Genomic DNA, 24,988 nt, shown 5'->3' on the forward strand with positions numbered 1-24,988 from the left:
GTTAATGACGAATGAGATTGAAATACAAGACCTCTTCCTGAAAGACATCAAAAGAGAGATCAATGGTGTTATTAAAGTCGATCAGGAAGACGATGAGAATATCTATACTGAACTTGATGAATATGTGGTCACTAAAGAATCACTGAAGCATCTGGACCTTTTCTTTGAGAGATACTTCAATGCTACAGAAACGCCGACAGATAAAGTTGGTGTATGGGTATCTGGTTTCTTTGGCTCAGGTAAATCCCATTTCATCAAGATGTTGTCCTATCTTCTGGAGAACAGGGTCGTTAGGGGCAAATCTGCCTTGGAGTTCTTCAGGGAGAAAATAGATGATCAACAGTTATTTGCTACCATTGAAAAAGCTGTTAATAATGGTACAAAAGACGTTATTCTTTTCAACATTGACTCTAAAGCTAACACCCTTACTCGAAGCGATGAACTCATTGTTAATATACTGATGAGGGTTTTCAATGAGAAACGAGGTTTTTTCGGTGATGTTCTTTGGATCGCTGAAATGGAAGAAGATCTGACCAACAAAGGTCTCTATGAGAAGTTTAAGGATGAGTTCAAGCAAATAAATGGTGAACCCTGGGAAGAGAAACGGGATACCTATGCTTTTGAGACGGATGACATTATAGATGCTCTTGTCAAATGTGAGTATCAGAGCAGTGACTCTCTTGTTGGATTGTTCAATACTGATGGCAGTAACTATCATTTCAGCAATGAGAAATTTGCGGAGAAGGTGAAGAAGTACTGCGATTCAAAGGGTAAGGACCATCAGATAATCTTCCTTATTGATGAGGTTGGTCAGTATATTGGCGAAAATAGTGAGTTGATGCTGAACCTGCAGACCATTGTTGAAGAACTTGGAACGAAGCTTGCGGGAAAGGCGTGGGTTGTTGTTACATCTCAGGCTGACATTGATACGGTCACGAAAGACCAGGTCAAAGGATATGACTTCTCCAAGATCCAGGGGCGTTTTGATACACGTTTGAGCCTGTCCAGTGCTAATGTGGATGAGGTCATCAAGAAGAGGATCCTGGCAAAGAAACAGGTGTATGTGGAGTCTTTGACATCTTATTATACGGACAAGAAGACGATAATGAAAAACCTGTTGACCTTCTCTCCAGGTGGAGCTGAGATGAAGCTGTACAAGGGAGATGAGGACTTTGTTAATGTGTATCCCTTTGTACCATATCAGTTCCATGTGCTGCAGAAGGTATTTGATAAAATAAGGCAGACAGGTTTTACAGGAAAACACCTTGCAAAGGGTGAACGTTCCATGCTCAGTGCTTTTAAGGAGGGAACCGAAAAGTATGCTGAGAACGAGCTCGGTGTACTGGTGCCTTTTTCTACATTCTATAACACGATAGAAAGTTTCCTTGATCCTATCATTACACGTACCATTGAACAGGCAAAGGATAATGGTTGCCTTGAGGATGGAGATTGTAATATCCTGAAGATACTTTTTATGATAAGGCATGTGAATGTGCTGCAACCGAGTCTGGATAACCTTGTGGTGCTTTCGATATCTCATGTTGATGAAGATAAAAGGAAGTTGAAAGACAGGATATCTGCATCACTCCAGCGTCTGGAGGCACAGACCCTTATTCACAAGTCCGGTGACAGATATTATTTCCTTACCAATGAGGAACAGGAGATAAACCGGGAGATAAAGAACATCGATATTGAGAAGCACAGGATACTTGATGAGATGTTCTCTTACATTTTTGATGATATATGTCCTGCTAAGTACATGGACTATAAGTTCCACAAGTCTATTGATGATAAGACCAAACCTACTAGTAGTGCAGACCTGACCATCAAGTTCCTGACGCCTCTGTCTGATGATGTATTGAGAGGAAGTGGACAGAGGTCGTTAAGCGGAGATAACTTAAGCAATGTGGATTCCACTGATACTCTTCTTTTTGTATTCCCGCAGGATGCTGAATTTGTTAACCAGATACGGAATTACTTGCGGATAAACAAATACCTCACACAGAATACATCTAATACGAATATTGGAGAGGTAAGGGAAATCCTCAGTGCAAAGAGGGGTGATGAGGAAAAGCTTCGGGTAGCTTCGAAGAAGTCTATGGAGGATGGAGTTTCCGAGGCCAGGATATTCGTTGATGGGAAGGAAGTCACAAGCATCGAGAAGACGAATCCTAAAGAAAGGATCAAGGATGGTCTGGACCTGCTCTTTGAGAACGTTTACAAAAAGTCCGGTTATGTTACCAAGGATATTGTAAGTGACAGTGAGATCCTGAGGATACTCCAGGCAGATGACCTTGAGAAGTTCGGTGTTGGGACGTCTGAAACTAACCAGCTTGCTCTTCGGGAAATACTGGAACATTTGAATGTAAAGAATCAGAAGAATGATGTTGTTGTGCTGCAGGATATCAAGGATAGATTCAGGCGCAAACCATTTGGATGGAATGAAATTACTATCTCGGGTCTTGTGGCTACGCTGTTTGCAAAGGATGAGATAAAACTCAGGTACCAGAAAACATACCTGATCCTTAAAAAACCAACTGCTGAAGAGATCGTGAGATATCTGATACGAAAAGAATATGCAGACAAACTTGTGCTTGAGATAAGGGAAAAGGCAAACGTTGAAGTTATCAAGACTGTCAGGTCGGTTCTGAGGGATGTGTTCGAGAAAACTAATATTCCTGAGAAGGAGAATGATCTTTTTGATTTCACGCGTTCCCTGTTCAATGATGAGTACAATAAGATCGAAATAATTGAAGGAAGGTATGTGGAGGAGCCAAGATTCCCTGGTAAAGAGGGGATAAGAGGATATGCGTCCTTCCTTAAGAGTATCCTGAACGTAACTGACCCTTCATCATTCCTTCAAAATGTTGCTGATGAAAAGGATGAACTAGTACGATTGCGTGAAGAGGTGGACCCTGTTACCTCTTTCTTTGGAAGCACTAAGGTGGAGATTTTCAGAAGGGTTTTGAAGAAGGTCGAGAATTTTAGGAGGGACCTGCAATTCATGGACGAGGGAACAAAGTCCAAGGTGCAGGAAATTGCAGTCATTCTTGAATCAGAGGATACTTATTCTGATATCAAGTTACTCCCACCACTGGAGAATGAAATTGAAAGTTTCCTTTCAGAAACTCTTTCTGAGCTTAAGGAAGAGACTTTCAAAGATATAGGAACTATCACGGTCGAGCTGGAAAAGGAGATGGTGGCACATCCCGAGTTCACTCAGGTGTTCATGGATTCCGTGCTGCAACCATTCTCTGATATCAAGAAACGTATCTCACAAGCCGGAGACTGTGTGTTCGTACAGGCACAATCCACTACATTGGATTCTCTTGAAAGCCAGGCCTATGATAAGATCAGCAAGCAATTACAGATTATCAAGGAACCTGAAGCAGGTTCAGATGAGGTTGTTGTTCCTGTGCGGTCTACAAGAGTAATTAAGGATACTTCGGTTTTCAAGTCAAAGGATACGATCAAAACCGAAGAGGAGCTTGACAAATACCTCAAAGAACTGCGTGCATCCCTGCTAAAGATACTTAATGAAAACGATATCAGGTTGTTCTGATCATGGATAAGGCAAGCATCATCAAATTCTCGGACACTGTGCGGGATAAGCTCAACCAGGAAGTAAAGGACAGAGCTGCATTCTATGGAATCCTTCCGAAAGAGATCCTTCCTGTGGATTCCGAGCATTCAGATTCTATTGTTATCGGTGGCAAGGTCTTCAACAGGAAGATAAAGGAACAGAGAGAGCATCTGGTCAAGGATGTAAATCACAAGGGCTATGAACAGGTGATGGATGAGGTAACCTATACCTGGTTCAACCGTTTTGTTGCTCTGAAGTTCATGGAAGTCAACGATTACATTCCAGTGAAGGTGTTCACTTCGGATGGTGCTGAGAGGACCGAGCCGGGAATTATTACACATGCCCTTGAACTGGATTTTCTGGACCTGGACTCTGACCATGTGCTTGATATGAAGGCTGAGAATGAGGATGAAGAGTTGTACAAGTATCTGATACTGCGGTTGTGCAATTACCTGAACCGAACCATGCCTTTCATGTTCGAGAAGATTGAGGATTATACCGAGCTTCTGTTTCCTGAAAACTTACTGCATATTGATTCCATTGTGAAGGATATCAATGAGATAATTCCTGAGGACGATTGGAGGGAAGTTGAGATAATCGGCTGGGTATACCAGGATTATATCGCTCCCAGAAAGGATGAGGTTTTCAAGAAGCTGAAGAAGAATGTTAAGATCAGCAAGGAGAATATCCCAGCAGCGACACAGTTGTTCACACCTCACTGGATTGTCCGTTCTCTGGTGGAGAACTCATTGGGTCGTTTGTGGATGCTCAACCGTCCAAACTCCAGGCTGTTCGAGCAGATGGAATATTACATCAAACCGGAACAATCTGAAACAGATTTCCTGAGAATCAATTCTCCAGAGGACATCAAGGTATGCGACCCTGCCTGCGGTTCGGGACATATGCTAGTCTATGCCTTTGACCTGCTGTATGCTATCTACGAAGAGGAGGGTTATGATCATTCAGAGATTCCTGAGATGATTCTCACCCACAATCTCTATGGCATTGAGATAGACGAGCGTGCTGGAGAGCTGGCGGCTTTTGCGCTTACCATGAAGGCAAGGAGAAAGAACCGCAAGTTCTTCCAGAATCCTGTTCATCCCAATATATGCGTGCTGGAGAGTGTGGCATTTGAAGATGATGAGCTTCGTTCATATTTAGCAGCCATTGGAAGTAATTTACTAACAACCAACATGCAAGATACTCTGAACCAGTTCAGAGAAGCTGATAATTTTGGTTCTCTTATCCGTCCAATTACCACAAATATATCAGAGATCCGGCAAATGCTAAAAGAGAAGAACCTTTCAAGTAATCTAACTGTCTTCAGCACTCACCAAAAGGTTCTGCAGGCACTTCAACAAGCTGATTACCTTAGTCCAAAGTATCATATTGTGGTTGCAAATCCACCATATATGGGCGGTAAGGGAATGAACACAAGACTGAAGGATTTTGCAAAGGACAATTATCCCAACAGTAAATCTGATTTCTTTGCTATGTTCATTGACCGTAACCTAGACCTTGCGATGCAGAAAGGAATGGTTGCGATGATAACCATGCAGAGCTGGATGTTCCTTTCTTCCTATGAAAAACTCCGGGCGAGCATTCTGGACGACCGTACCATACTGTCCATGGCACATTTGGGACCACGGGCTTTTGATAGTATTGGTGGAGAGGTTGTTTCTACTACTGCTTTTGTTATTGAGAATGTGCAGCACCCTGAGTATAAAGGAGCTTATATCCGGCTTGTGGATGGAAATAGTGAAGCTGAGAAAGATGCAGGGTTACGTGAGGCAGTCATGCAAGCCCGAAATATTGGAACAATCTAAGAGGTAGCAAAACATGACCAATAACACTCCATCCACCACCACCGTCCCCAACTTCTACCGCGCCTCTGCGGCTGATTTTAAGAAAATTTCCGGAAGTCCGATTGCTTATTGGATTGGTGACTTCGTTCGAGAAGTTTTAAAAAAGAGTAGAAGTTTGGAAAAATATGCAAATCCAAAGAAGGGTCTAATTACTTTAAATGATGAATATTTTCTTCGTAGATGGACTGAAGTATCTTCTGAAAGAATAGGACTCAATCTGGTAAATAAGCAGGATGCTTCTGAAAACAGATTAAAATGGATTCCTATTACTAAAGGTGGACCATTTAGAAAATGGTATGGCAATAACGAATTTGTAATTAACTGGGAAGAAGATGGAAAAGAACTAAAAGAATATATTGTTACTAAATACAATGGCGGCTCTTATACCAAAGAAATTCGAAGTGAAGATTATTACTTTATGCCAGGTCTTACTTGGAGTGGTATTTCAAGTGGCTCCCCAGGTTTTAGAGTACTAGGAAATGGGTATATCATGTCATCTTCTGGGCCATGTTGTTTTCCAGAACAAGAAGATATCAACGATTTATGTTCTTATTTGAACTCAAAAGTAGCAGTCTACTTCCTTAATATTTACTCCCAAAAGTTAAGTACACTATCTGGTGATATCGCGAAGTTGCCCATAACTGATCAATATAATAAAAACGGCATTCATAAAGTATCAAAAATTTGTATTTCCTTATCTAAATCCGACTGGGACTCCTACGAAACATCCTGGGATTTTACAATTCTTCTTCTTCTACAATCCAAATATCACCAACCAACCCTCCGTGAAACCTACACCAAGCTCCGAGCCCACTGGAAAAAAATGACACTGGAGATGCAACGGTTGGAAGAAGAGAACAACCGTATTTTCATCGAAGCCTACGGCTTGCAGGGTGAGCTTACACCTGATGTGCCACTTTCGGAAATTACGCTTACATGCAATCCGCATTATCGTTATAACGGGAATAAGAGTGAAAGTGAGCTTGAAATGTTGTTACAAACAGATACAATAAAGGAGTTCATCTCCTATGCTGTTGGATGCATGTTCGGGCGTTATTCACTGGACAAGCCAGGTCTGGTTCTTGCAAATCAGGATGAGAAGATAGAAGATTATCTGGAACAAGTTCCGGAACCTAGCTTCATGCCGGATGCCGATAACATCATACCCATTCTCGAGGATGAGTACTTTGAGGATGACATTGTCAACCGCTTCAAGGAGTTCCTCAAGGTAACTTTTGGAGAGGACACGCTTTCCGAGAATTTGGATTTCATTGCTGAGGCTCTGGGTGGTAATGGTAAGAAGTCCTCGGAGGCTGTGATAAGGGACTATTTCCTGAAATCGTTCTACAAGGACCATTTGAAGATGTACAAGAAAAGGCCAATCTACTGGATGTTCAGTTCAGGGAAAGGAAAGGCTTTCAATGGGCTCATTTACATGCACAGGTACAACAAGGAAACACTGGCTATGATGAGGACGGATTACTTGCTGGAACTTGAAGGGAAGCTGGATGCAAAGAGAGAGATGATACAGTCGGATATTGGGAAGGATGCTCAGGAGAAGGCTAGGCTTGGGAAGATGATCAAAGAGCTTATGGATTATGATGAGCTGCTGAAGAACAAAGCTGATGCGTATATCGAGATTGATCTGGATGATGGTGTGAAGGTGAATTATGGGAATTTTGAGGGATTGGTGGAGAAAATATGATGGAATATGAATGACCCCTTGGGAGTTAAGAAATGACAAACAATAAATTACAGTCTCTGACTGAGATATTTAATGAAAGGATATTTCGAATCCCTGATTTTCAGAGAGGTTACTCCTGGCAAGAACCACAACTTGAGGATTTTTGGGATGATTTGGTCAATTTAAAAGAAGGTCGAATTCATTACACGGGGTTATTGACTGTCGAAGAGGTCAAAAAGGAAGACGTTCTGCATCTTGAAAAATGGCAAGAAGACCTTTGGTTAATTGAAAGTGGTTTAAGTGCTTATCACGTAATTGATGGTCAACAACGATTGACCACAGCAATAATTTTTATTAACCAGCTTTTGAAGCAATTCAATGACGATGAAGGAATCAACTTTAAAAAGAAAGATTATTGGATAACAAAATTTCTATTTCAGCAATACGATGAACTTTATAAATCGTATATATTCGGTTATGAAAAAGACAATCCCAGTGATGAATATTTTAAGACGAAGATATTGGAACAAGAATCATCAACTGCCGACAAAGTACCTGAACAAACATTGTACACTGCCAATCTCAAATTTGCCAATGATTTTTTCAAAACCAAATTTACTGGTCTTAGCAAAGAAAAAATGCAAGCTATATTTAAAAAGATTACAGGGAAATTAAAATTTAATTTATATACAATAGATGACGAACTGGATGTATATGTTACTTTTGAAACAATGAATAATAGGGGTAAACCTCTATCCAATCTCGAACTTCTTAAAAATAGGCTAATCTACCTCACTACACTCATTGATGGAGAAGAATCAAATTACAATCAGTTGCGCAAAGATATCAATGAAACATGGAAAACGATTTATGAATATCTTGGAAAAAACAAAGATAAACCAATGGATGACGATGAGTTCCTGCGTAATCATTGGACAATGTATTTCAATTACGAGAGAAAGCAATCTGCAGCTTATGCTAAATTCCTTTTAAATCAAAAATTCACTTCAAAGAATGCTCTAAATGGAACACTTAAAAAGTCCGATATTAAGGAATATATTGATAGTCTTTCAGAATCGATTAAATCTTGGTTTTACTTATACAATCCCGAGTTTTCAACCTATGGAGAAGAAACGAAGGAATGGCTCCAAAAACTCAATCGGCTTGGAATGAGTGCGTTTCCCCCTCTGATTATGGCTGGAATGACAAAGTGCTCCGAGGAGGATAAACTACTTTCTTTATTAAGATCAGTGGAATCTTTCATATTCCTTGTTTTTAGATTGTCTCAAAGACCTTCAAATACTAAAAATAGCCATTTTTACAGATTGGCAAATTCTTTTTATTTTGAAAAGGATGAAACAGACATTGATTCGGTTATAATGAACATTGAATGGATGATTAATAGAAATGAAGAAGGAGAAACTTCTGGTTGGTTCAACCTTGAGAAATTTAAACATTATATTTCAGATAAATATGATAAAGGTGAAGGTTTTTACTCTTGGAACGGACTTCGTTATTTCCTTTATGAATATGAATTATATTTACAAAATAAAGCAAATGGCAATCAAAAAGTATCTTGGAATGATTTTAATAGACGTCTAAAGGATGACACTATCGAGCACATTTATCCCCAAACTCCAAAAGATGAATGTTGGAGTATTGGATATTCTGGATATAATGAAAATGACAAAATGAAAATACTTCATAGTTTGGGCAATCTTGTACTATTATCTCAATCCAAAAATTCAGAATTACAAAATAAATGCTTTGATTTCAAAAAAAGACATCTTGATACAAATAACACTACATTCTCTGGATTTTACAACGGTTCATACAGCGAAATTCAGGTTTCGAACTACGAGAAATGGACTCCAGATGAAATTCTTAAGCGTGGATTTGACATGCTTGATTTTTTAGAAGAAAGATGGAAGATAGATTTCAATGATTGGGAAAATATAGCTAAAGAAGATATACTTCAGATCAAGTTTGTAAACAAACAATTATATTAATCATATTTTTGGAAATATTATTTCGAAAATAATATGACTTGTTAAATTAATTATGGAAATCAAACCATGTTAAACCCCGAAAAGACTGCCCAGAGCATACTTAAGAAATTCGAGACGCTTGGCGAGTTCGAGAAGAGGAAGATTGTCTTCTGGTATGATAAGGACCCAACTGCAGATGAAGAAGGTCTTGCATATATACGCGATGCTCTGGCTGAAAAGGGAATCAAGCTGCATGTCCTGGATAATAATTTCTTTGCCACCAAGAAAATGCTGGAGAAGGATGATATGGAGTCCAGTTATCTTATTTATTCAAATGAGGCTGAGAGGGACCCGGAACTAAACTGGCTGCTGGATATCCAGTTGTATTCGGCAAGGTTTGAGAACAGCAGGATATCGGATATCAAGAGCGAGTTTGGAATCGAAGGGTATGACCTGGACAGGTTCCTGGAAAAGCACCAGCAGTTCTTTGCAAGCAAGAAGAGGGTTGTGCCGCTTAAGAGGATGTACCAGACCGATTGGAGGAACGAGGAGTTCACACTTGGATTCATGGGAGTGCTTTCTGGTTCTGCTACTACAGACCTCAAAGAGATCATCAGGAAGATACTCATCAACTCACTGGATGAGAACTCCAATACCATATGGGAGGATATCGTCAGGTTCGAGCTGGTGGAAGAGTTCTGGGACATGGTGAACAGGTACTTTGGCTACCAGTCCAAAGAACCCACGTTGAAGAAACTCTTCCTGAGCTTTGTTATCACTCATATCTCAAGGAATACTGACATTGACCTCAAAAAGTACAAGGATTACAGCAATTCGCTCAGTAATGAATGTGAGATATTTATCAAAAGCTGGATGGATAACTCAAAGGATTCAGCGGTTTTTGATGAGTATTGTAGGCTACTTCTTGAAGATAACAATGGTCAGTTGAAAAAATACCTCAACACCGAGATTAAGAAATATGACGTGTCAGAGTACCTGGAAGCTGAATCTCTAGCCTTGTTCGATAAACATGTCATCCAAAAGATAGTCAATGAGCTTGATAACGACAAAGAGGACTTCGATACTTATCTCGACTGGATAGCAAACAGGAAGACAAAACATTGGTATCCAAACTTTGAGAACATCTACAGTGCCCTGGAATATGCTGTGAAGTTGCACCAGTTCGCAAAAGAGTTCAATGAAGAAAACCTCAGTGACCAGAACCTCAACCGTTTCTTCAGGAACTACACTGAACGTTACTACTTAATGGACTATTACTATCGCAAGTTCTATTTCCATCATGACAAAGACAGGGAAAAAGAAGACCTGAAAACAACAAGAAAAGGAATCGAAAAACTCTACAATAACAGGCTCCTTGATAAACTGCTCACAAGATGGAGTGAACTCATATCCAAAGAAATGGACGGACGATGGAACATAGAACTCATCGATCGCCAGGATGAATTCTACAAGCTCTACATAAAGAACATCATCAACCGTAACGACAAGGACAAGATAGCAGTCGTAATATCTGATGCTATGCGCTATGAGGTTGCTGCAGAGCTTCAGGACGTACTTAACAAGGATACCAGAGGTACGGTTGAACTCAAGTACATGACCAGTTCTCTACCATCTTATACTAAACTGGGAATGGCAAGCCTATTGCCACATGAGAAACTAGAGTACAGAAATAAGTTTGTGTTTGCAGATGGTATTAGCACCGAAGGTATAGAGAACCGTGGCAAGATACTAAAGAATGTGACTCCAAACTCCATTGCTATAAGCTATGAAGAACTGATGAACATAACAAGAGACAAGGCCCGTGAACAGTTTAAAGGTATCAGGTTATTCTATATATACCACGATAAAATTGATTCTAGAGGCGACCACTCACCCTCTGAACATACTGTATTCGATGCAGCAGAAGAGACTATTGCAGATGTGAAGAAGATCATTGAAAAACTTACCAACTTCCAGATTCTTAATAATCTCATAGTCACGGCAGATCATGGTTTCATTTATCAGAGAGATGCATTAGAAAGCTATGATAAAGTTGAGATGGACATTTTTGATAACGATGAAATTGAGTCCAAAAAGCGTTTCGTTCTTAGTACGAAGAATCTCAATCCAATGAACGTCCATAAATTCAACATGGATTATTTGATAAGCTCTGAAAATGAGATGTTCACATACGTTCCTATGGCAGACCTCAGGTTCAAACTGAAAGGCCCTAATAAGAATTTCGTGCATGGTGGAGCTGCTCCCCAGGAGATAGTAGTACCCGTGCTCAAGTATTCATACCAAAAGACATCAGACCTCGAAAGAAAAGGAATAAAGCACGGTAAAGTAGGCTTAGCCGTTATCAATCCAAGCCGGAAGATAACAAGCAGTCCATTCTCGATAAACATCCTTCAAACAGAAAGAGTCACAGACAAGTTGCTTCCAAGAAGGTTCAGGATAGCCCTATGGGACATGGATGGCGATGAATTTAAGGTGAGTGACGAAAAGCTTGTCATTGCCGAAGGCACATCCGACGAAGCCTCTGACAGGCAGTACAAAGTTACCCTCACATTGACCGGTGACATTGAAAATAAGATATACTATGTAAGACTGATAGATGAAGACCCAACTGAGATTGACAAGGAAATCATGGACCCCATGCCCTTTGAAGTAGACCTGTTAATTGTGGATGATTTTTAAAACTGAACATACATTGAGCGGATATCATGCTGACAAATGACACAGACATTGAAACTGATGATAAACTTAATTTATACTTCCAGGGAAGAGTCGTCAGGAAGGACCTGACCAAACTGGTAAAAGTAGGCCACAATGTCCCGGTCTATGTCCTGGAATACCTTCTGGGTGCCAACTGCGCCACCAATGATGAAGAACTGATACAGCAAGGTGTCAAAAAGGTCAAAAGTATCCTCTCAGACAACTACGTCCGCCCCGATGAAGCAGAGAAGATTAAATCCAAAATAAGGGAAACCGGCTATTACACCATCATTGACAAGGTCACTGTCAAGCTTAACGAAAAAAGGGACATATATGAAGCTCTCTTCTCTAACCTTGGTTTATCGAAGGTACAGGTAGACCCGGAATATGTCACAAGATACGATAAACTCCTTGGCGGTGGTATCTGGTGCATAATCAAGATGGAATACAACGCAGAAATGGTGCCATCTCCGTTTGTAATTTCAAGCCTGAAACCCATACAGATCCCAAACATCAACATCTCCGAGATTATAGAACAACGCAAGAACTTCACCAAAGATGAATGGATAGATGTCCTTCTCAGGTCCGTAGGAATGGAACCCACTCAACTGGAAACTCCTGCCAAATGGCATTTGTTAGAACGTCTAGTGCCTCTTGTGGAGAATAACTACAACCTTTGTGAACTTGGCCCGCGTAGCACAGGAAAATCTCACGTATACAAGGAAATATCACCCAACTCCATACTGATATCTGGAGGACAGACCACAGTTGCGAACCTTTTCTACAACATGAGCACACGACAAGTAGGTCTTGTGGGACTATGGGACGTTGTAGCCTTTGATGAAGTAGCAGGAATCCGGTTCAAGGATAAAGATGGTATCCAGATCCTAAAGGATTTCATGGCTTCAGGTTCCTTTGCAAGGGGCAAGGATCAAATCAACGCCAACGCATCCGTTGTATTTGTTGGTAACGTTAACCAGAGCATATCATCATTACTGAAGACATCACACCTATTCTCACCATTTCCAGAAGCAATGAATAACGACAGTGCATTCTTCGATAGGATACACTTCTATTTACCAGGGTGGGAAGTTCCAAAGTTCAGACCTGAACATTTCACTGACAGATATGGATTCATCGTAGACTACCTGGCAGAGTTCTTAAGGGAGTTGCGGAAACGCTCCTATAGCGATGTAATATTCAAGTACTTCACCCTCGGCAACAACCTCAACCAGAGGGATGTTATTGGGGTCAAAAAGACCTTTTCAGGACTTGCAAAACTCATCTATCCTGATGAGGACATATCAAAAGAAGACGCTCAGGAAATACTCGAATATGCCCTTGTAGGAAGGCGAAGAGTAAAAGAACAATTGAAAAAGATAGGTGGAATGGAGTTCTTCGATGTGAATTTCTCCTACATCGACAACGATGATATGGAAGAGTATTTCGTTGGTGTCCCGGAAAGTGGAGGAAACAAGATAATCCCACCTGGTATTACAAAACCCGGACAAGTCTATGCAGTATCTGCAACAGATTCTGGAAAGATTGGCATCTACAAGACCGAACTTCAGGTAGTATCAGGCTCTGGCAAATACGAAGCATCTGGACTCAGTTCTAACTCTAAAGCAAAAGAATCCGTAAAGACCGCGATCAATTATTTCAAGGCCAATGCAAAATCCATAAGTCAATCAATTTCCACTAAAGAAACTGACTATTTCATGAGCCTGCAGGATGTCTATGGAGTTGGTATCTCTGATGGCTTATCGCTAGCTGCATTCATCAGTCTGTGTTCAGGAGCACTTGAAAGACCGGTGCAGGAACAGACAGCAATCATTGGGACCATGACCATAGGAGGTTCTATATTGAGCATAGATAATCTCTCTGAACTCTTGCAAGTCTCTCTTGATGCGGGAGCCAAGAAGGTATTGATACCTGCATCTGCTACATCGAAATTAGGGACTGTGCCGGCTGATCTGTTGAGTAAGTTCCAGTTGGCATTTTACGCTGATCCGATTGATGCGGTGCATAAGGCATTGTTCTTTGGATGATGAAGCTCGGTATTAGTTAACAGTAATTATCATTCAATATCTTTCTGATTTGATTGTAAATAAAAATGGAAACGTTTATGAGCAATAAATCTTATTTTTTTATGTATGTCAGACAAACTCACAATAGATGACTGGATACAAAAAGGTATTAATGAGTCTGATTTTAAGAAATCTATTGATTTTTTTGAGGAGGCGTTATTTCTAAATCCTGAAAATCAAGATGCTCTATATCACAAAGGAATAACTTTTCTTCAGCGTAAACAATATCAAGATGCATATAGAACATTAAAAACACTTACTAAATTAAATAATAAACATTCTGAAGCATGGTATTCTATGGGTCTTGCTTGTGAAATGTGCACTGATAATATTCCGGCAAATAAATTCTATGGAAAAGCTGTAACTTTAGATCCTCATCATATCGATGCTCTTAATGGATTATTGCGTTTAAGCAATAAAAATTCACGGAAAATATACTGCTTTAAAAGACTTGCAGAAACAATACCATATGACACTAAATACTGGATTGAACTTGTTGAGTTGAATTTGATAGAGGATGAGATTAATTCCGCAAGTAAAAATTTATCACAGGCTCTCAGCCATCACCCGAACAATAAGAAATTAACTGAATTGTAAAAAGTCGTTGATAAAAAGATACTTGAAGGTAAAAAAGAGACGAAAACCAAAAAGAAGAAAATAGAAAAAGTAAAAACACCTCGATTAGAAATGGTTGTACAGTCTGAAAATGAATTTAAAAGTGAAACTATACCAGAATACTATTATAAAGATTGGATTCCGCCGGCTCCAGTAACTGTCTATTGTAAAATTTATGGGGTTTCCTATAATTTATACAAATATTATCGAACACGTTCATCATCTGAGATTCAGATTAGAACTATTGAAGACAAGCTAAATTCTCGTAAATATAATTGCTCTTGCTGTTCTTCTTACTTAGATGAACAGTGTAGTTACAAGAATCAATATGTTTACAACAACGCGATTTGTAAACATTTTGAACCAAATAAAGAGCCGAAAATCAGAGAAAAAACAAAAAAAGTAGAAAAAAAGATATTAACCAAAAGTAATGGGAAAATAAAATGCCCTTATTGCAATAGAAAATTAGAATCTGAAAAAGGGATTCACGAACATTTAAAAGCTAAGCATCCAAATAAAGTTAACAAGCATTTTTAGAAGAATATGTAAAAGCATACAAAAATATACATAAAATGTGCCACTCCTCACTAAAACACATAAGACCTAAAAAAATCCAATCAATCTTGCATGTATGTGTTATTTGAGATATATTGTGAATAATTATTTGATTTAAGCATTGGAATTGTTTTAGTTGCTTTATCTATCTGGCAATTTCCCAGTTTCCAGAATAAGTTCTAATTTTTTAGGGTCTCTTCCAGAAATAAGCAACAACCAATGATGACCAGGGATGTTGATAATTGATTCATTATCATGCGCCATTCTTAATAGTTCAAGCCATCTGCTATCTGAAATAGTATCTTTTTCATCTTTAAGTAGATGTATCAAAATCTGACGTGGGGCCAATTTACCTTTGCTTAATCTCTCATCCAATGACCTGATTATATTGCTGGCTTTGATAGTACCAAAATCAGAAGTGGTAATTTCAGAATGCTTTGAGTAGTAGTCATAGATAATTTTTTCCGAAATATATTCGAGTTCATTTATCTCTGCATTCGATTTGTCATACATCTCAGCTGAGATTCCCATTTTGGATGTGACATCCTGAACCCAGGCAAGGTCGCTCAGGTAACTAAATGAATCCTCTGAATTGATAAAACTCATTGACCTTGGTAAAGCAACAAAATGATGAAATACAGGTTTTTTATCGGGTCCTTTTCGTAACACACGACCCATACGTTGCACGAGCTGCAATTTGGTCTTGGCTGATGAGATATTAATACCAATTTCAGCATCTGGTATATTTATTCCTTCATCAAGCATTCTTGGAGCAATAAGGACACCGGTGCTACATTTCTTGAACATATCAAGCTCATCTTTAACTTCCCAATACTTTAGGTCTGAATGGATTCTGTAAGCATTCAAATCATTTTTCAGGGCTTCATATATTCTTTCACAAGTTTCTATATCCATGGAGAATATAACACATTTTTTGCTTTTACCTTCATTTAATGCCAGTTTGATTCCACTCTCTATTTTAGGGCTTGATTGGTGAATGATCTTTCTTCGTTGGAAGATCAAACCAGTCAGTTTATTCCATTCTTCAGGAATTTCTGTTCCCCTGTAACGTGCCTTTTCCATGGTTTGGACAAAATCAGAAATATTATCAAACTGGCTATATTTTCCATTGGAAATATTCCGTATTTTCCTTGAATAATTTGTATTGATATAATTCAGCATATTTTTTATTTTCTCTGAAATATTATCAAATTCTTTTTCTTCAGAGACATCTAAAAATGTTTTATGGATATAAAGTTTGAATTCTGGAATAATACCCCTTTCTCTAGCATCTTTTAGTGTGAATTCATACACTGTTTTGCCAAGATATTTATCAAGTATTCTCTCGCGTTCCCCCCCTTCTACTGTAGCTGATAAACCCAGCTTCCACTTTGAAGGAACGGTCAGAGCTTTTCTATATTCCTTACCTGCTCCATGATGAACTTCATCGACAATCAGCAAATCAGTAGGATACAAATCAGGATACTTATACACCGTCTGCAAGGTGTCAAACTGTATCTTAAATTTATTTTGGAACGATAAACTCCAATCATAATCTAAATCCTTTTCAGCAATAAGACCAAGCTTTTCAATTGCTTCTCCTCTCCATTGATTAAGTATTGCTTTTGAATGAGCAAGGACCAAGACATTCAGTTTTCCATGGGTATTAAATAAATGTTCTGCAATAGCAAGTCCAACTAAAGTTTTACCACTAGCTGTTGCCATTTCAAGAATTCCTTTCCCATTGTTTTCAAGCCATTTTTCTAGAGCTTCGGTTTGATGAGGCCATGGATTGATCATCAGTTTGGGTCTACTTGAAAAATACGCCAAGTGCTCATATGGGGCAAACAAATTATTAGAAAAACTATCTAATTGCTTACTATCCATCAATTTCATGAACAATTCTATTGCAAAAACCGAGCTTCCAATTGAAGCAACTTTATAGCAATCATCAATTATAGATGTTTTTTCAATACAATCCATGGATATTTTTTTCAATAAATTTAATTGATGTGCGAGAGAAAAGGGCCTCAATGATGAAATGACAGATTTTCGAAAGTCTGAAAAGTCATCGTTGAAATTATCTAATAGTTGAGTATTCATTTTTTCTCCGATAACATCAAGAGATGCTTCAGCCACAAATTCTTCTAATTTTTTGTAATTTGCAGGGTCAAAATGATCAAGTTGTAATACAAAACGATTGTTCTCAGGGTCGTATTTATGATCGTAATAACTTAGTAATTCTGCATCTGCGACTCCAAGTGCTGAAGCTATAGGTATACCTGTTAACTTATTTTCTTTGAAGTTATCAAAAGAAAAATCATCAGAATTTTTCATCCACTCTTTTTCATGAGGAAACATCATAATGGTTACACCCAAACCACATAATTAACTTCATTAATTATTACTATGGGTACTTTATAGTTTGTAATTACTATATATCTTTTTTGAATTAGTTCTCCAATTCATTTCTGATGCGATCCACATATCCCCACATAGTCACAGAACCGACAGTTCGGCTTCCCCACAACCTCAAAGTCCTCTTTCAATATCCTGTCCACAATCCCTTTAATCCTCTCAACTACAGCCTCAACACTCTCCTCACTCACATCCACCAGCCTTACTTCAGCAAGCTCAGGATGAGCATACATATGACCTGCCTGCACCGGCAATTTCCCATACTTCTCTTTCACTGCCAGGCAATACAGTACCATCTGAACATCCTCTTTCAGTTTATTTTTGCTCAGGTTACTCTTGCCGGTCTTGTAGTCGATAACTATGTAGTCCCCATCAGGTGTCCCGTCAAGACGGTCTATAAAGCCTCCAAAATGAGCACCATCAAGGTCGAGTTCGAACCATTCTTCTACTTCAATGGTTTCATTGGGATTATTTTCCTCAAAGTCGAACCAGAACTCAAGCATCTTCTGCATCTTGTTGTATTCCTGCGTTTCCTGGGTTTCAGAATCGAAGTTGGAAGATTCCCAAGAACTGTCTAACATGCCTTTTGCAAGATCAAGTTCAATTGTTTCACCCTTCATCCTAAGCTTTACCATCTCCTCTAAAACAGAGTGAACATCCGTACCCACCTGGAAAAATGACTTCTGAGGAGTTGGGATATGCAGCACCGACTGAAACTTGAACTTAAGTGGACAGTCCTCGTATGTCTTTATCTTGGATGCCGAGAAGCGCATTTTGGAATCGACAAGTGGAGGTACTTTGTTATCCACCAGGTCCTGCAGTTCACTAACATCCCTGGTATCAATGCTCAGAAGCTCATTAAGGTCTAGATTTTCAGGATTTCCACTCGTCTCAAGCTCCTTCAACTGGGCAAGTAGTACTAGGGATTCAAGTGCATGCTTCAATTGTCCCTGTTTCGTGTACATGTTAACGAGACTTTCCTGCTCTGCCATCTTTTTCATTAATGGCGAATCTGCATTAATGTCAAGCTGTTCTTCCACCTGCTCGACTTCAATTAACTCTACCAGCGGGTTACTAGTAAATCCAATGTCTTCAAGGAACTGGCTGGGTTTCACACCTCTTATATTGCCAGTATACCTCTCTGGAAAAACAAGATACAAATGCTCCTTTGCACGGGTCATGGCAACATATGCAAGTCTTCTCTCCTCTTCAAGATGCAATACTTTCTCATCCATATCCCGCTGCACGCCTTTTATAAGCTCAAAAGGCACGGTGAACTTCTTGCTCTTATATTGGAGGGGTAGATGCCTGGTAGCCATATCACAGACGAATACCACCTTTGCCTCCTTACCCTTGGACTGGTGGATGGTCATGACCTTTACAGTATTATCATCAGTTGATTCACCACCCTCTATCTCAAGGTCAAAGACAAGTTCCAGGTGCTCCATGACCAGTTCAAACTCAGCACCACCGTCTATCAATTCAAGGTCTTCCACTATCTTCACCAGGGAATTCAAAACTTCGATGTTCCTTCGGGAATTTTTGCTGTTCTCATGCACCTGTGAAAGGTAAAGGTCTGTCATGTTTATCAGCAGGTGCTTCAGGGTATCCGAAGGTAGATGATTCTTCTTGTATTCGATCATCTCCTGCAATCTTTCAAGTATGGACCTAACAAGATCTGCCTGTTCAAGGTCGAGTTCATCCAGATGGTGCAGCAGTACAGAGTAGATTCCATCCCCCTGCATATCATCCATTTTCCTGAGCTTGCCTGCCATTATATTGATCTTCTGCAGTGTGTGCTCTGTAACCCCTTCCCTAGAAAGGATCTTTGCAAAGGCAATGCCATTGTTGAAAGGGTCTGCAACAAAACGCATGTAAGCCAGAGCTTCCTGTATCAACGGAAAATCGCTAATCTTCAGGCTACCAACATATTCTACCGGGACCATATGACGTTTTAGAGAGTCACTGAATTTTTTCCCATCAGCTCTTTTACGGGTAAGTATGAAGATGTCCTTTGGTTCAATTGATTGTTCATCCATGAGCCTGCATATCTCATCAGCAACCCATTCTGCTTCACTCACATCATTTGGTGCCTTTACAATCTTAACCGGTATCTCTCCACCATTGTTCGATACAAGCTGCTTTTCCTGTCTATCAGGATTCTGCCCGATCAATTCCTGTGAGAGATTGACTATCGGCTCTGTTGACCTGTAGTTAACTCCAAGGGCTATTTTCTCAAGGGATGGATAGAACTCAGCCAATTGATTGATATTTGAAAGATAAGCACCCCTGAATCTGTAGATACACTGGTCATCATCAGCCACGCACGTCAGGTTGCCAGCACCTGCCAGGAGATTTACCAGATGCAACTGGGCATAGTTTGTGTCCTGGAACTCATCAACCAGAATGTAATCGTAAAGCTGTTGTATCCTTTTTCTGGCAATCTCATTACTTTCCAACAACCTGCATGCCAGGGTGATCATGTCATCATAATCAATGAAATTGTTATTCCATTTGTATTCCTGATAGTGATGGTAGAATTTTGCAAGGTCTGCAAGTTTTTGTAACTTATCTATCTCATCTACATCCATTTCTCCTTCGGATGACAATTGGCCTTGTACATATTCACCAAGCTCTTGGGGAGAGATCAGCTGGTCATGGAATTGTGAAGTACCTTCGAGCAGACTTTTTATGAGGTCCGAAGGCATTGTTGGAATCGGGATATATTCAAATTTGAAAGAATCGATATTCTTTATGCTCCACACATGTGAATGTTCTTTGGAAATCAGGCGAATCCCATGGTTGATACCCATATCCAGAGAGAAATCCCTGATTAGATCATTGCAAAACGAATGAAAAGTGGAAATTGTAATTCCGGTTCCAGTACCTATTTTTTTCTCTATTCTGTTTTGCATCTCATCTGCAGCTTTTTCCGAGAACGTGAGAGCAAGTATCTTTTCAGGAGGAAAACCACTTTCTATTAACTGTAGCACTTTTTCGGTTATCGTCAGGGTCTTTCCAGAACCAGGTCCTGCAAGGATCAGAAGAGGTCCGGAAGTGTAAGATACTGCATTTAATTGGTCGTTATTAAGTTCTGTAGTTTTCAATATTACCTCTCCCTACCACATAGTTTGCATTGTATCTTTTATTCCGTATAACAATAGACATATTATAAAATATATTAATGTATTGAATTTATTTTAGGTGGGAGAAGAGTCATCCTTTGAATAATGGAATTTATCCTGGCCCCAAGACCAAGGTAATCTATGAGACCAAAACTCTATGCAACCGTGAGCAAGAATACGACCACAGTGCTTCGCAGGGTGATGAAGGAACAGGATTGCAACAAGAGCCAAGCAGTGGAGTTTATTGCAGAATATTATTTAAAAATGCAGAACGATTTAAGGGAGAAGCAAGTGGAAGGGACTGCAGAGTTTGCGATTGAGAAGTTGAAGTTGAAAAAGTTGGTGTAGAGGTTCGAATTAGACGCTTCGAACTTTAATGGGGGGTAATAGTAATAACCAAAAAACGCAACGATATTATAAAGCGATTAATTAATTATGTTTTTTTAGCATGTTTTTGAAGAGGAGCTAATTTATATTTTCTATCTTTCTCAATAAACCCAGAATATATTAAGTGGTTTAGCTTTTCTTGTATATTCACTTCTGATTCATCCTTGAAATTGTCCACTATCTCTTTGAACGATCGTCCTTTTTCTTTACGTGAAATAAATTGTATGATATCAATTGACTTAATCACATCTTTATCTTTTACAAAATAAGGATATAAATTAAGCATAAAATATCCGTAAATAATTATTGAAATTACCCATGTAGCAAAGTATATTGAAAAGTCTAAATATTGATCTGGACTTTCAATACTCGAAAAAATAGATTTCATACTTGGTATAAATTGAAGTTTACTAACCAACCAAATAAACAATAAAGTAAAATAACTTGTTCTCAAGTAACTATAATTTTGAAGTAATCCGGCTAATTTAGCTGATTCTTCATCAAATATGGCTTTTGTTGCTTGTACAATTAATCTAAAAAACCCGCTTGTTACCCAAAGAATTCCTCCTAATAAGGCAAAAACAAAATAATTTTTCATTGAATTAAATACCATAAATCCCAAGGAAATTTCAAATGCGAATAATAGAATCAAATATGGTTTTGGTTTTATATACTTCTGGGCAAAATACATCAATAAAAGTCTATTTTTAATAACCGACTGAATACAAAATAATAGTATCACTAGTCCAATACTCGTAATGATATCTGAAAAACTAAAATCTGAAAAATATTTTATTTCCAATATCAACTCCGATAGTGGTTGTAATAAAAAAACAGCCACTGCATATAATATTATTTTAAGACTTGGTTTCTTGTTAATATAAAAAATATTACCAATAAGATGGACATTAAATATTTTTGATAACATAGAGGGAGACATTTTCACACAGTACAAGTCAATTTACATGCATAAATATATTTGTTTTTTGCGCCCAATGAGAAATTAATGTTTATTAACTAATTATCTTAACAACTCCCTTCCCACATTTCCAATCTCTCCCTGACATGAACATTAAGAGTAAATGGTTTATCAGCTTCAGCATTTTTCTTCATATAATGCAATGTACCCTTAGAAAAACCCATTTTATTCCATTCAGAATAACTGATACCCAAAATCTTTTTTCTGATCTCATCCGTATCCTGTCTCTTAATTTTGTAGGAAGGAGTTGTAAAATCTATCTTCCTCTTTTTACCATTCAGGAATTGAGCCAACTCTCTTGTTTTGAGTAAAAGAACATAACTCCACATCATTGATTTATCCTGATATGTAACTCTCTTATTCATCCAAGTCTGGAACTCCTCTGTAAGTTTCTTAGCTCCACTAGGTCTTAGCCTGAGAGAGTAATTATCAGTTCTGATGAAGTCCTTCTTCTCCATTTTGTCTGTCTCAATGAGGTTGATCACTGCCAGATCAACAAGGAATCTGAAAGGCTCTTGGAGATCATACGCTAAGCTGTTCTTACCTGTTGCCATCTCATGCAAAAAGCCTACATGAACATCCATACCAACCGCATTGATAGTTCTCATACACTCAGCTTCAAGGAGAGAATAACCGTAATTGAGCATACAATTAACCATATCCCCTGCACCGTAAGGACGTGATTTGTACCTTCCTGTACGATCATCAAATTCATATTTTTCAGGAATGAACTTTTCAAACTGTCCCCAGTAATAGACAGCAACAGCACCCTCTACTCCCATCACTTCTCTTATGTTATTTGCATTAGATAGCTTTGAAGAATATTTTGAAAAGTCGTTATCAATATCAGAATAACGTTGTTTAAGATAATCCAGAACTATCTGGGTTTTATCAAACTTGGCTTCAATAAAGCTCTTAGCAAGCTTTAACCTAGTTTCTTGATCCTCATAAGCGTGATACTGTGAGAACTTGGTTTTGACATTGGTACTTTCAGGAGGAAGCATGGTTGTTAGTAACTTCCCATCCCAATCAAGAATAGATACTTGTACATTATGCTTGATCAACCAACGAATAGATTCTAGGGTTAGATTTCCATTTCTACCATAGATCACTATATTGTCTATGTCTATTTTCTGAGGTGAGAAAACATAGACTTCTGGCTCTATGTCACTAGAATATCTACCATCTTTAACATGCAGTTTAGACCCATTTACACGCGTGTCTATACCGTGTCCATTGAGAAGTAGTAACTTCATGTTCAGAACTCCGTCAATCTTGGTTTTGGGTTAGAGGCTTCATCTTTTATTTCAGAGATAATTTCAGAAGCTCTTTCCTTTCCTTGTAATGTCAATTCCATTTGGAAATTGAAAAGATCAAGTGAATGCTCATCAATAAAAGGTGCAATTAATAGATCGCAATAATCACATTTAACAGAAGACAGATCATCAAGGGTTTCTGCATCCATTTTAAGTTGATCAATAACAAAACTGTCCTTGTAATATCCAAGCAACCATGTAATGTGCCTTCTGAGCATTGGATATTTATCTGGACTGACCTTATAATGCTTTAACGTTGATCGTAGTATTTCTAAGAACCTATCTGTGTTTGAAGGCTCTATACCCTTTTCGGTGATATATCTAAAAAGAATTTTCAGTAAACTATCTACCACTTCATCATCTTCTGCATCCAAATACTTAGCAAGGTTATCCAACTGACACGGATCTAAAACATATTTCTTTTCAGATCTAGCTATTTCTTTCAATATCAGTTTTTTAGTTTTAACGTCTGCTGAATCAAGGTAGCTAATTGTCTTATCGAGGTCTTCTTTCATTTTCAAAATTTTTATGGGGATTAGATATGAAGCCCTTCCATCTGGTTCTTTAATTCCATATTTCTGTAACTCATCACGTTTCAATGAAGTAATAATTCCTGTTTCTGTCATGAAGGCTAATTTTCGATTAATGGTTTTCTTACTATAACCAAGTTCATTTGGATGAGTATTCATGAGGTAATTTACGAGTTGCCCCCTTCTTACATACCCCCTCGCATTCAAATATTCGAGTACTTCTGTGTCAAAATCAATCTCACTTTTGATATTATTAATGTCATTACTTTCAATAGTTGATATCATATTCATACTCAATATTAATGTCATTGTGCATATAAATCTTCTCCTCATACTGTTTATTTGTGAATACCATGAGTAATGAAAGAATACTAACAACGATATCTCCTTATCTTAAGGAAAAGCTAGTACAGATGTCAGATAAATTTGGATGCTCTCAGGCTGAAGTAGTCAGAATAGCATTAATGAAGCTCTGGGAGGCTGAAAAATGAGCAGACCACAATTCTCCAAGGATCATAGAACCTACGGTCAATGGCTCAAAGCTCAGCCCAGAGATACCAGGTATGCAAAAGAGATCATCAGGAAACACCAGATGTTTCCAGACAAGAGCCGGAACCAATTAAGAAAACTCAGGATTGGTGATTATGATCTTGGTAAAGCAGGATGGGAAGCTATAACATCTCAGCAAAAGACGGAGAGAAACAAAACTCTCCAGATTTTGAGATCAATGAGAAAGGGTGCAAACCTTACCCAGATGGCAGAAAAGTACGGAATGAACAATAAAGACATAATCAGGCATCTAGGACGTAATCTTTACAAAGAGAATGGAAGATGGAAGGTTACCAAATCGGATAGTCTGCAAGTCGGAATGAGGTTTTATGATCGAAACGCGGGTCATATAACGATAGTAACGAGGGGTTCTAAAGACCGTTCTTTGATTGGTGAATACTTCAACGCCGTCAATAAAACGCTGAAAGACGGCGATACTACGCGATTAAAGAAGTTCAACGGCGTTAAGATCGCCGATAACGCCGGCAATGAACATGCGTTTGAAACGCGGTTAGATCGGCTTTACGAGATCGAAGAAGCTCAGGTTGAATCGGAATTTCAGGAAATATATGCAAATTGAGGAGTGGTA

General features: G+C 38.7%; 15 protein-coding genes. 10 read left to right on the forward strand and 5 right to left on the reverse strand.

What is annotated here, in order from left to right; all coding sequences use genetic code 11:
* Positions 1 to 4 precede the first annotated feature (4 nt).
* The 7 genes from brxC (at position 5) to WN948_RS00150 (ending at position 14,522) form a co-directional block, all read left to right on the forward strand.
* Positions 5 to 3,562, forward strand: a complete 3,558-nt coding sequence (gene brxC, locus WN948_RS00120; RefSeq protein ID WP_342304940.1) for a BREX system P-loop protein BrxC — start codon at positions 5 to 7, stop codon at positions 3,560 to 3,562.
* A 2-nt stretch (positions 3,563 to 3,564) separates the two neighbouring features.
* Entirely contained in the window at positions 3,565 to 5,409 is a 1,845-nt protein-coding gene (gene pglX / locus WN948_RS00125) for a BREX-1 system adenine-specific DNA-methyltransferase PglX (protein ID WP_342304941.1), read from the forward strand.
* Between the two features lie 13 nt (positions 5,410 to 5,422).
* A complete protein-coding gene (pglX, locus tag WN948_RS00130; protein ID WP_342304942.1) occupies positions 5,423 to 7,153 on the forward strand; it encodes a BREX-1 system adenine-specific DNA-methyltransferase PglX in 1,731 nt (576 codons plus the stop codon).
* 32 nt (positions 7,154 to 7,185) lie between these two features.
* Positions 7,186 to 9,141, forward strand: coding sequence for a DUF262 domain-containing HNH endonuclease family protein (locus WN948_RS00135; protein ID WP_342304943.1), 1,956 nt, complete (start codon positions 7,186 to 7,188; stop codon positions 9,139 to 9,141).
* Between the two features lie 66 nt (positions 9,142 to 9,207).
* A complete protein-coding gene (pglZ, locus tag WN948_RS00140; protein ID WP_342304944.1) occupies positions 9,208 to 11,820 on the forward strand; it encodes a BREX-1 system phosphatase PglZ type A in 2,613 nt (870 codons plus the stop codon).
* Positions 11,821 to 11,846: 26 nt separating this feature from the next.
* Positions 11,847 to 13,886, forward strand: coding sequence for a protease Lon-related BREX system protein BrxL (gene brxL / locus WN948_RS00145; RefSeq protein ID WP_342304945.1), 2,040 nt, complete (start codon positions 11,847 to 11,849; stop codon positions 13,884 to 13,886).
* Between the two features lie 105 nt (positions 13,887 to 13,991).
* Positions 13,992 to 14,522 carry a tetratricopeptide repeat protein gene (locus WN948_RS00150; protein WP_342304946.1) on the forward strand — a complete coding sequence of 177 codons (531 nt, stop codon included), beginning with the start codon at positions 13,992 to 13,994 and terminating at the stop codon, positions 14,520 to 14,522.
* 714 nt (positions 14,523 to 15,236) lie between these two features.
* Here the strand turns inward: WN948_RS00150 and WN948_RS00155 are convergent.
* Together WN948_RS00155 and WN948_RS00160 are read right to left on the reverse strand one after the other, a co-directional pair.
* Complete coding sequence (locus WN948_RS00155) at positions 15,237 to 17,459, reverse strand: DEAD/DEAH box helicase (RefSeq protein ID WP_342304947.1); 2,223 nt, start codon at positions 17,457 to 17,459, stop codon at positions 15,237 to 15,239.
* Between the two features lie 101 nt (positions 17,460 to 17,560).
* Positions 17,561 to 20,620, reverse strand: coding sequence for an ATP-dependent DNA helicase (locus WN948_RS00160; protein ID WP_342304948.1), 3,060 nt, complete (start codon positions 20,618 to 20,620; stop codon positions 17,561 to 17,563).
* Between the two features lie 159 nt (positions 20,621 to 20,779).
* Between WN948_RS00160 and WN948_RS00165 the strand changes: the two genes are divergently transcribed.
* Complete coding sequence (locus WN948_RS00165) at positions 20,780 to 20,986, forward strand: hypothetical protein (RefSeq protein WP_342304949.1); 207 nt, start codon at positions 20,780 to 20,782, stop codon at positions 20,984 to 20,986.
* A gap of 85 nt (positions 20,987 to 21,071) precedes the next feature.
* Here the strand turns inward: WN948_RS00165 and WN948_RS00170 are convergent, their stop codons facing one another.
* The 3 genes from WN948_RS00170 to WN948_RS00180 form a co-directional block, all read right to left on the reverse strand.
* Positions 21,072 to 21,827, reverse strand: coding sequence for a hypothetical protein (locus WN948_RS00170; RefSeq protein ID WP_342304951.1), 756 nt, complete (start codon positions 21,825 to 21,827; stop codon positions 21,072 to 21,074).
* A gap of 224 nt (positions 21,828 to 22,051) precedes the next feature.
* The gene (gene cas1, locus WN948_RS00175) at positions 22,052 to 23,260 is read right to left on the reverse strand and encodes a CRISPR-associated endonuclease Cas1 (protein ID WP_342304953.1); all 1,209 of its coding nucleotides are present in this window, start codon (positions 23,258 to 23,260) and stop codon (positions 22,052 to 22,054) included.
* 2 nt (positions 23,261 to 23,262) lie between these two features.
* Positions 23,263 to 24,135, reverse strand: a complete 873-nt coding sequence (locus WN948_RS00180; protein WP_342304954.1) for a hypothetical protein — start codon at positions 24,133 to 24,135, stop codon at positions 23,263 to 23,265.
* A gap of 68 nt (positions 24,136 to 24,203) precedes the next feature.
* On the opposite strand from WN948_RS00180, the gene WN948_RS00185 reads away from it, so the two are divergent.
* Together WN948_RS00185 and WN948_RS00190 are read left to right on the forward strand one after the other, a co-directional pair.
* A complete protein-coding gene (locus WN948_RS00185; RefSeq protein WP_342304955.1) occupies positions 24,204 to 24,341 on the forward strand; it encodes a hypothetical protein in 138 nt (45 codons plus the stop codon).
* The gene (locus WN948_RS00190; protein WP_342304956.1) at positions 24,338 to 24,979 is read left to right on the forward strand and encodes a hypothetical protein; all 642 of its coding nucleotides are present in this window, start codon (positions 24,338 to 24,340) and stop codon (positions 24,977 to 24,979) included. The genes WN948_RS00185 and WN948_RS00190 overlap by 4 nt, the downstream gene beginning before the upstream one ends.
* Positions 24,980 to 24,988: the final 9 nt, after the last annotated feature.

The organism is Methanolobus sp. ZRKC5, assembly GCF_038446525.1.
In the GTDB taxonomy this organism is placed as follows: domain Archaea; phylum Halobacteriota; class Methanosarcinia; order Methanosarcinales; family Methanosarcinaceae; genus Methanolobus.

What these genes read in the sequence shown, in the direction of transcription:
- pglX (WP_342304942.1), top strand. Translation starts at nt 5,423, where the DNA reads ATGACCAATAACACTCCATCCACCACCACCGTCCCCAACTTCTACCGC.
- cas1 (WP_342304953.1), bottom strand. Translation starts at nt 23,260, where the DNA reads ATGAAGTTACTACTTCTCAATGGACACGGTATAGACACGCGTGTAAAT.
- pglZ (WP_342304944.1), top strand. Translation starts at nt 9,208, where the DNA reads ATGTTAAACCCCGAAAAGACTGCCCAGAGCATACTTAAGAAATTCGAG.
- pglX (WP_342304941.1), top strand. Translation starts at nt 3,565, where the DNA reads ATGGATAAGGCAAGCATCATCAAATTCTCGGACACTGTGCGGGATAAG.
- WN948_RS00150 (WP_342304946.1), top strand. Translation starts at nt 13,992, where the DNA reads ATGTCAGACAAACTCACAATAGATGACTGGATACAAAAAGGTATTAAT.
- brxC (WP_342304940.1), top strand. Translation starts at nt 5, where the DNA reads ATGACGAATGAGATTGAAATACAAGACCTCTTCCTGAAAGACATCAAA.
- brxL (WP_342304945.1), top strand. Translation starts at nt 11,847, where the DNA reads ATGCTGACAAATGACACAGACATTGAAACTGATGATAAACTTAATTTA.
- WN948_RS00135 (WP_342304943.1), top strand. Translation starts at nt 7,186, where the DNA reads ATGACAAACAATAAATTACAGTCTCTGACTGAGATATTTAATGAAAGG.
- WN948_RS00180 (WP_342304954.1), bottom strand. Translation starts at nt 24,135, where the DNA reads ATGATATCAACTATTGAAAGTAATGACATTAATAATATCAAAAGTGAG.
- WN948_RS00165 (WP_342304949.1), top strand. Translation starts at nt 20,780, where the DNA reads ATGAGACCAAAACTCTATGCAACCGTGAGCAAGAATACGACCACAGTG.
- WN948_RS00155 (WP_342304947.1), bottom strand. Translation starts at nt 17,459, where the DNA reads ATGATGTTTCCTCATGAAAAAGAGTGGATGAAAAATTCTGATGATTTT.
- WN948_RS00190 (WP_342304956.1), top strand. Translation starts at nt 24,338, where the DNA reads ATGAGCAGACCACAATTCTCCAAGGATCATAGAACCTACGGTCAATGG.
- WN948_RS00185 (WP_342304955.1), top strand. Translation starts at nt 24,204, where the DNA reads ATGAGTAATGAAAGAATACTAACAACGATATCTCCTTATCTTAAGGAA.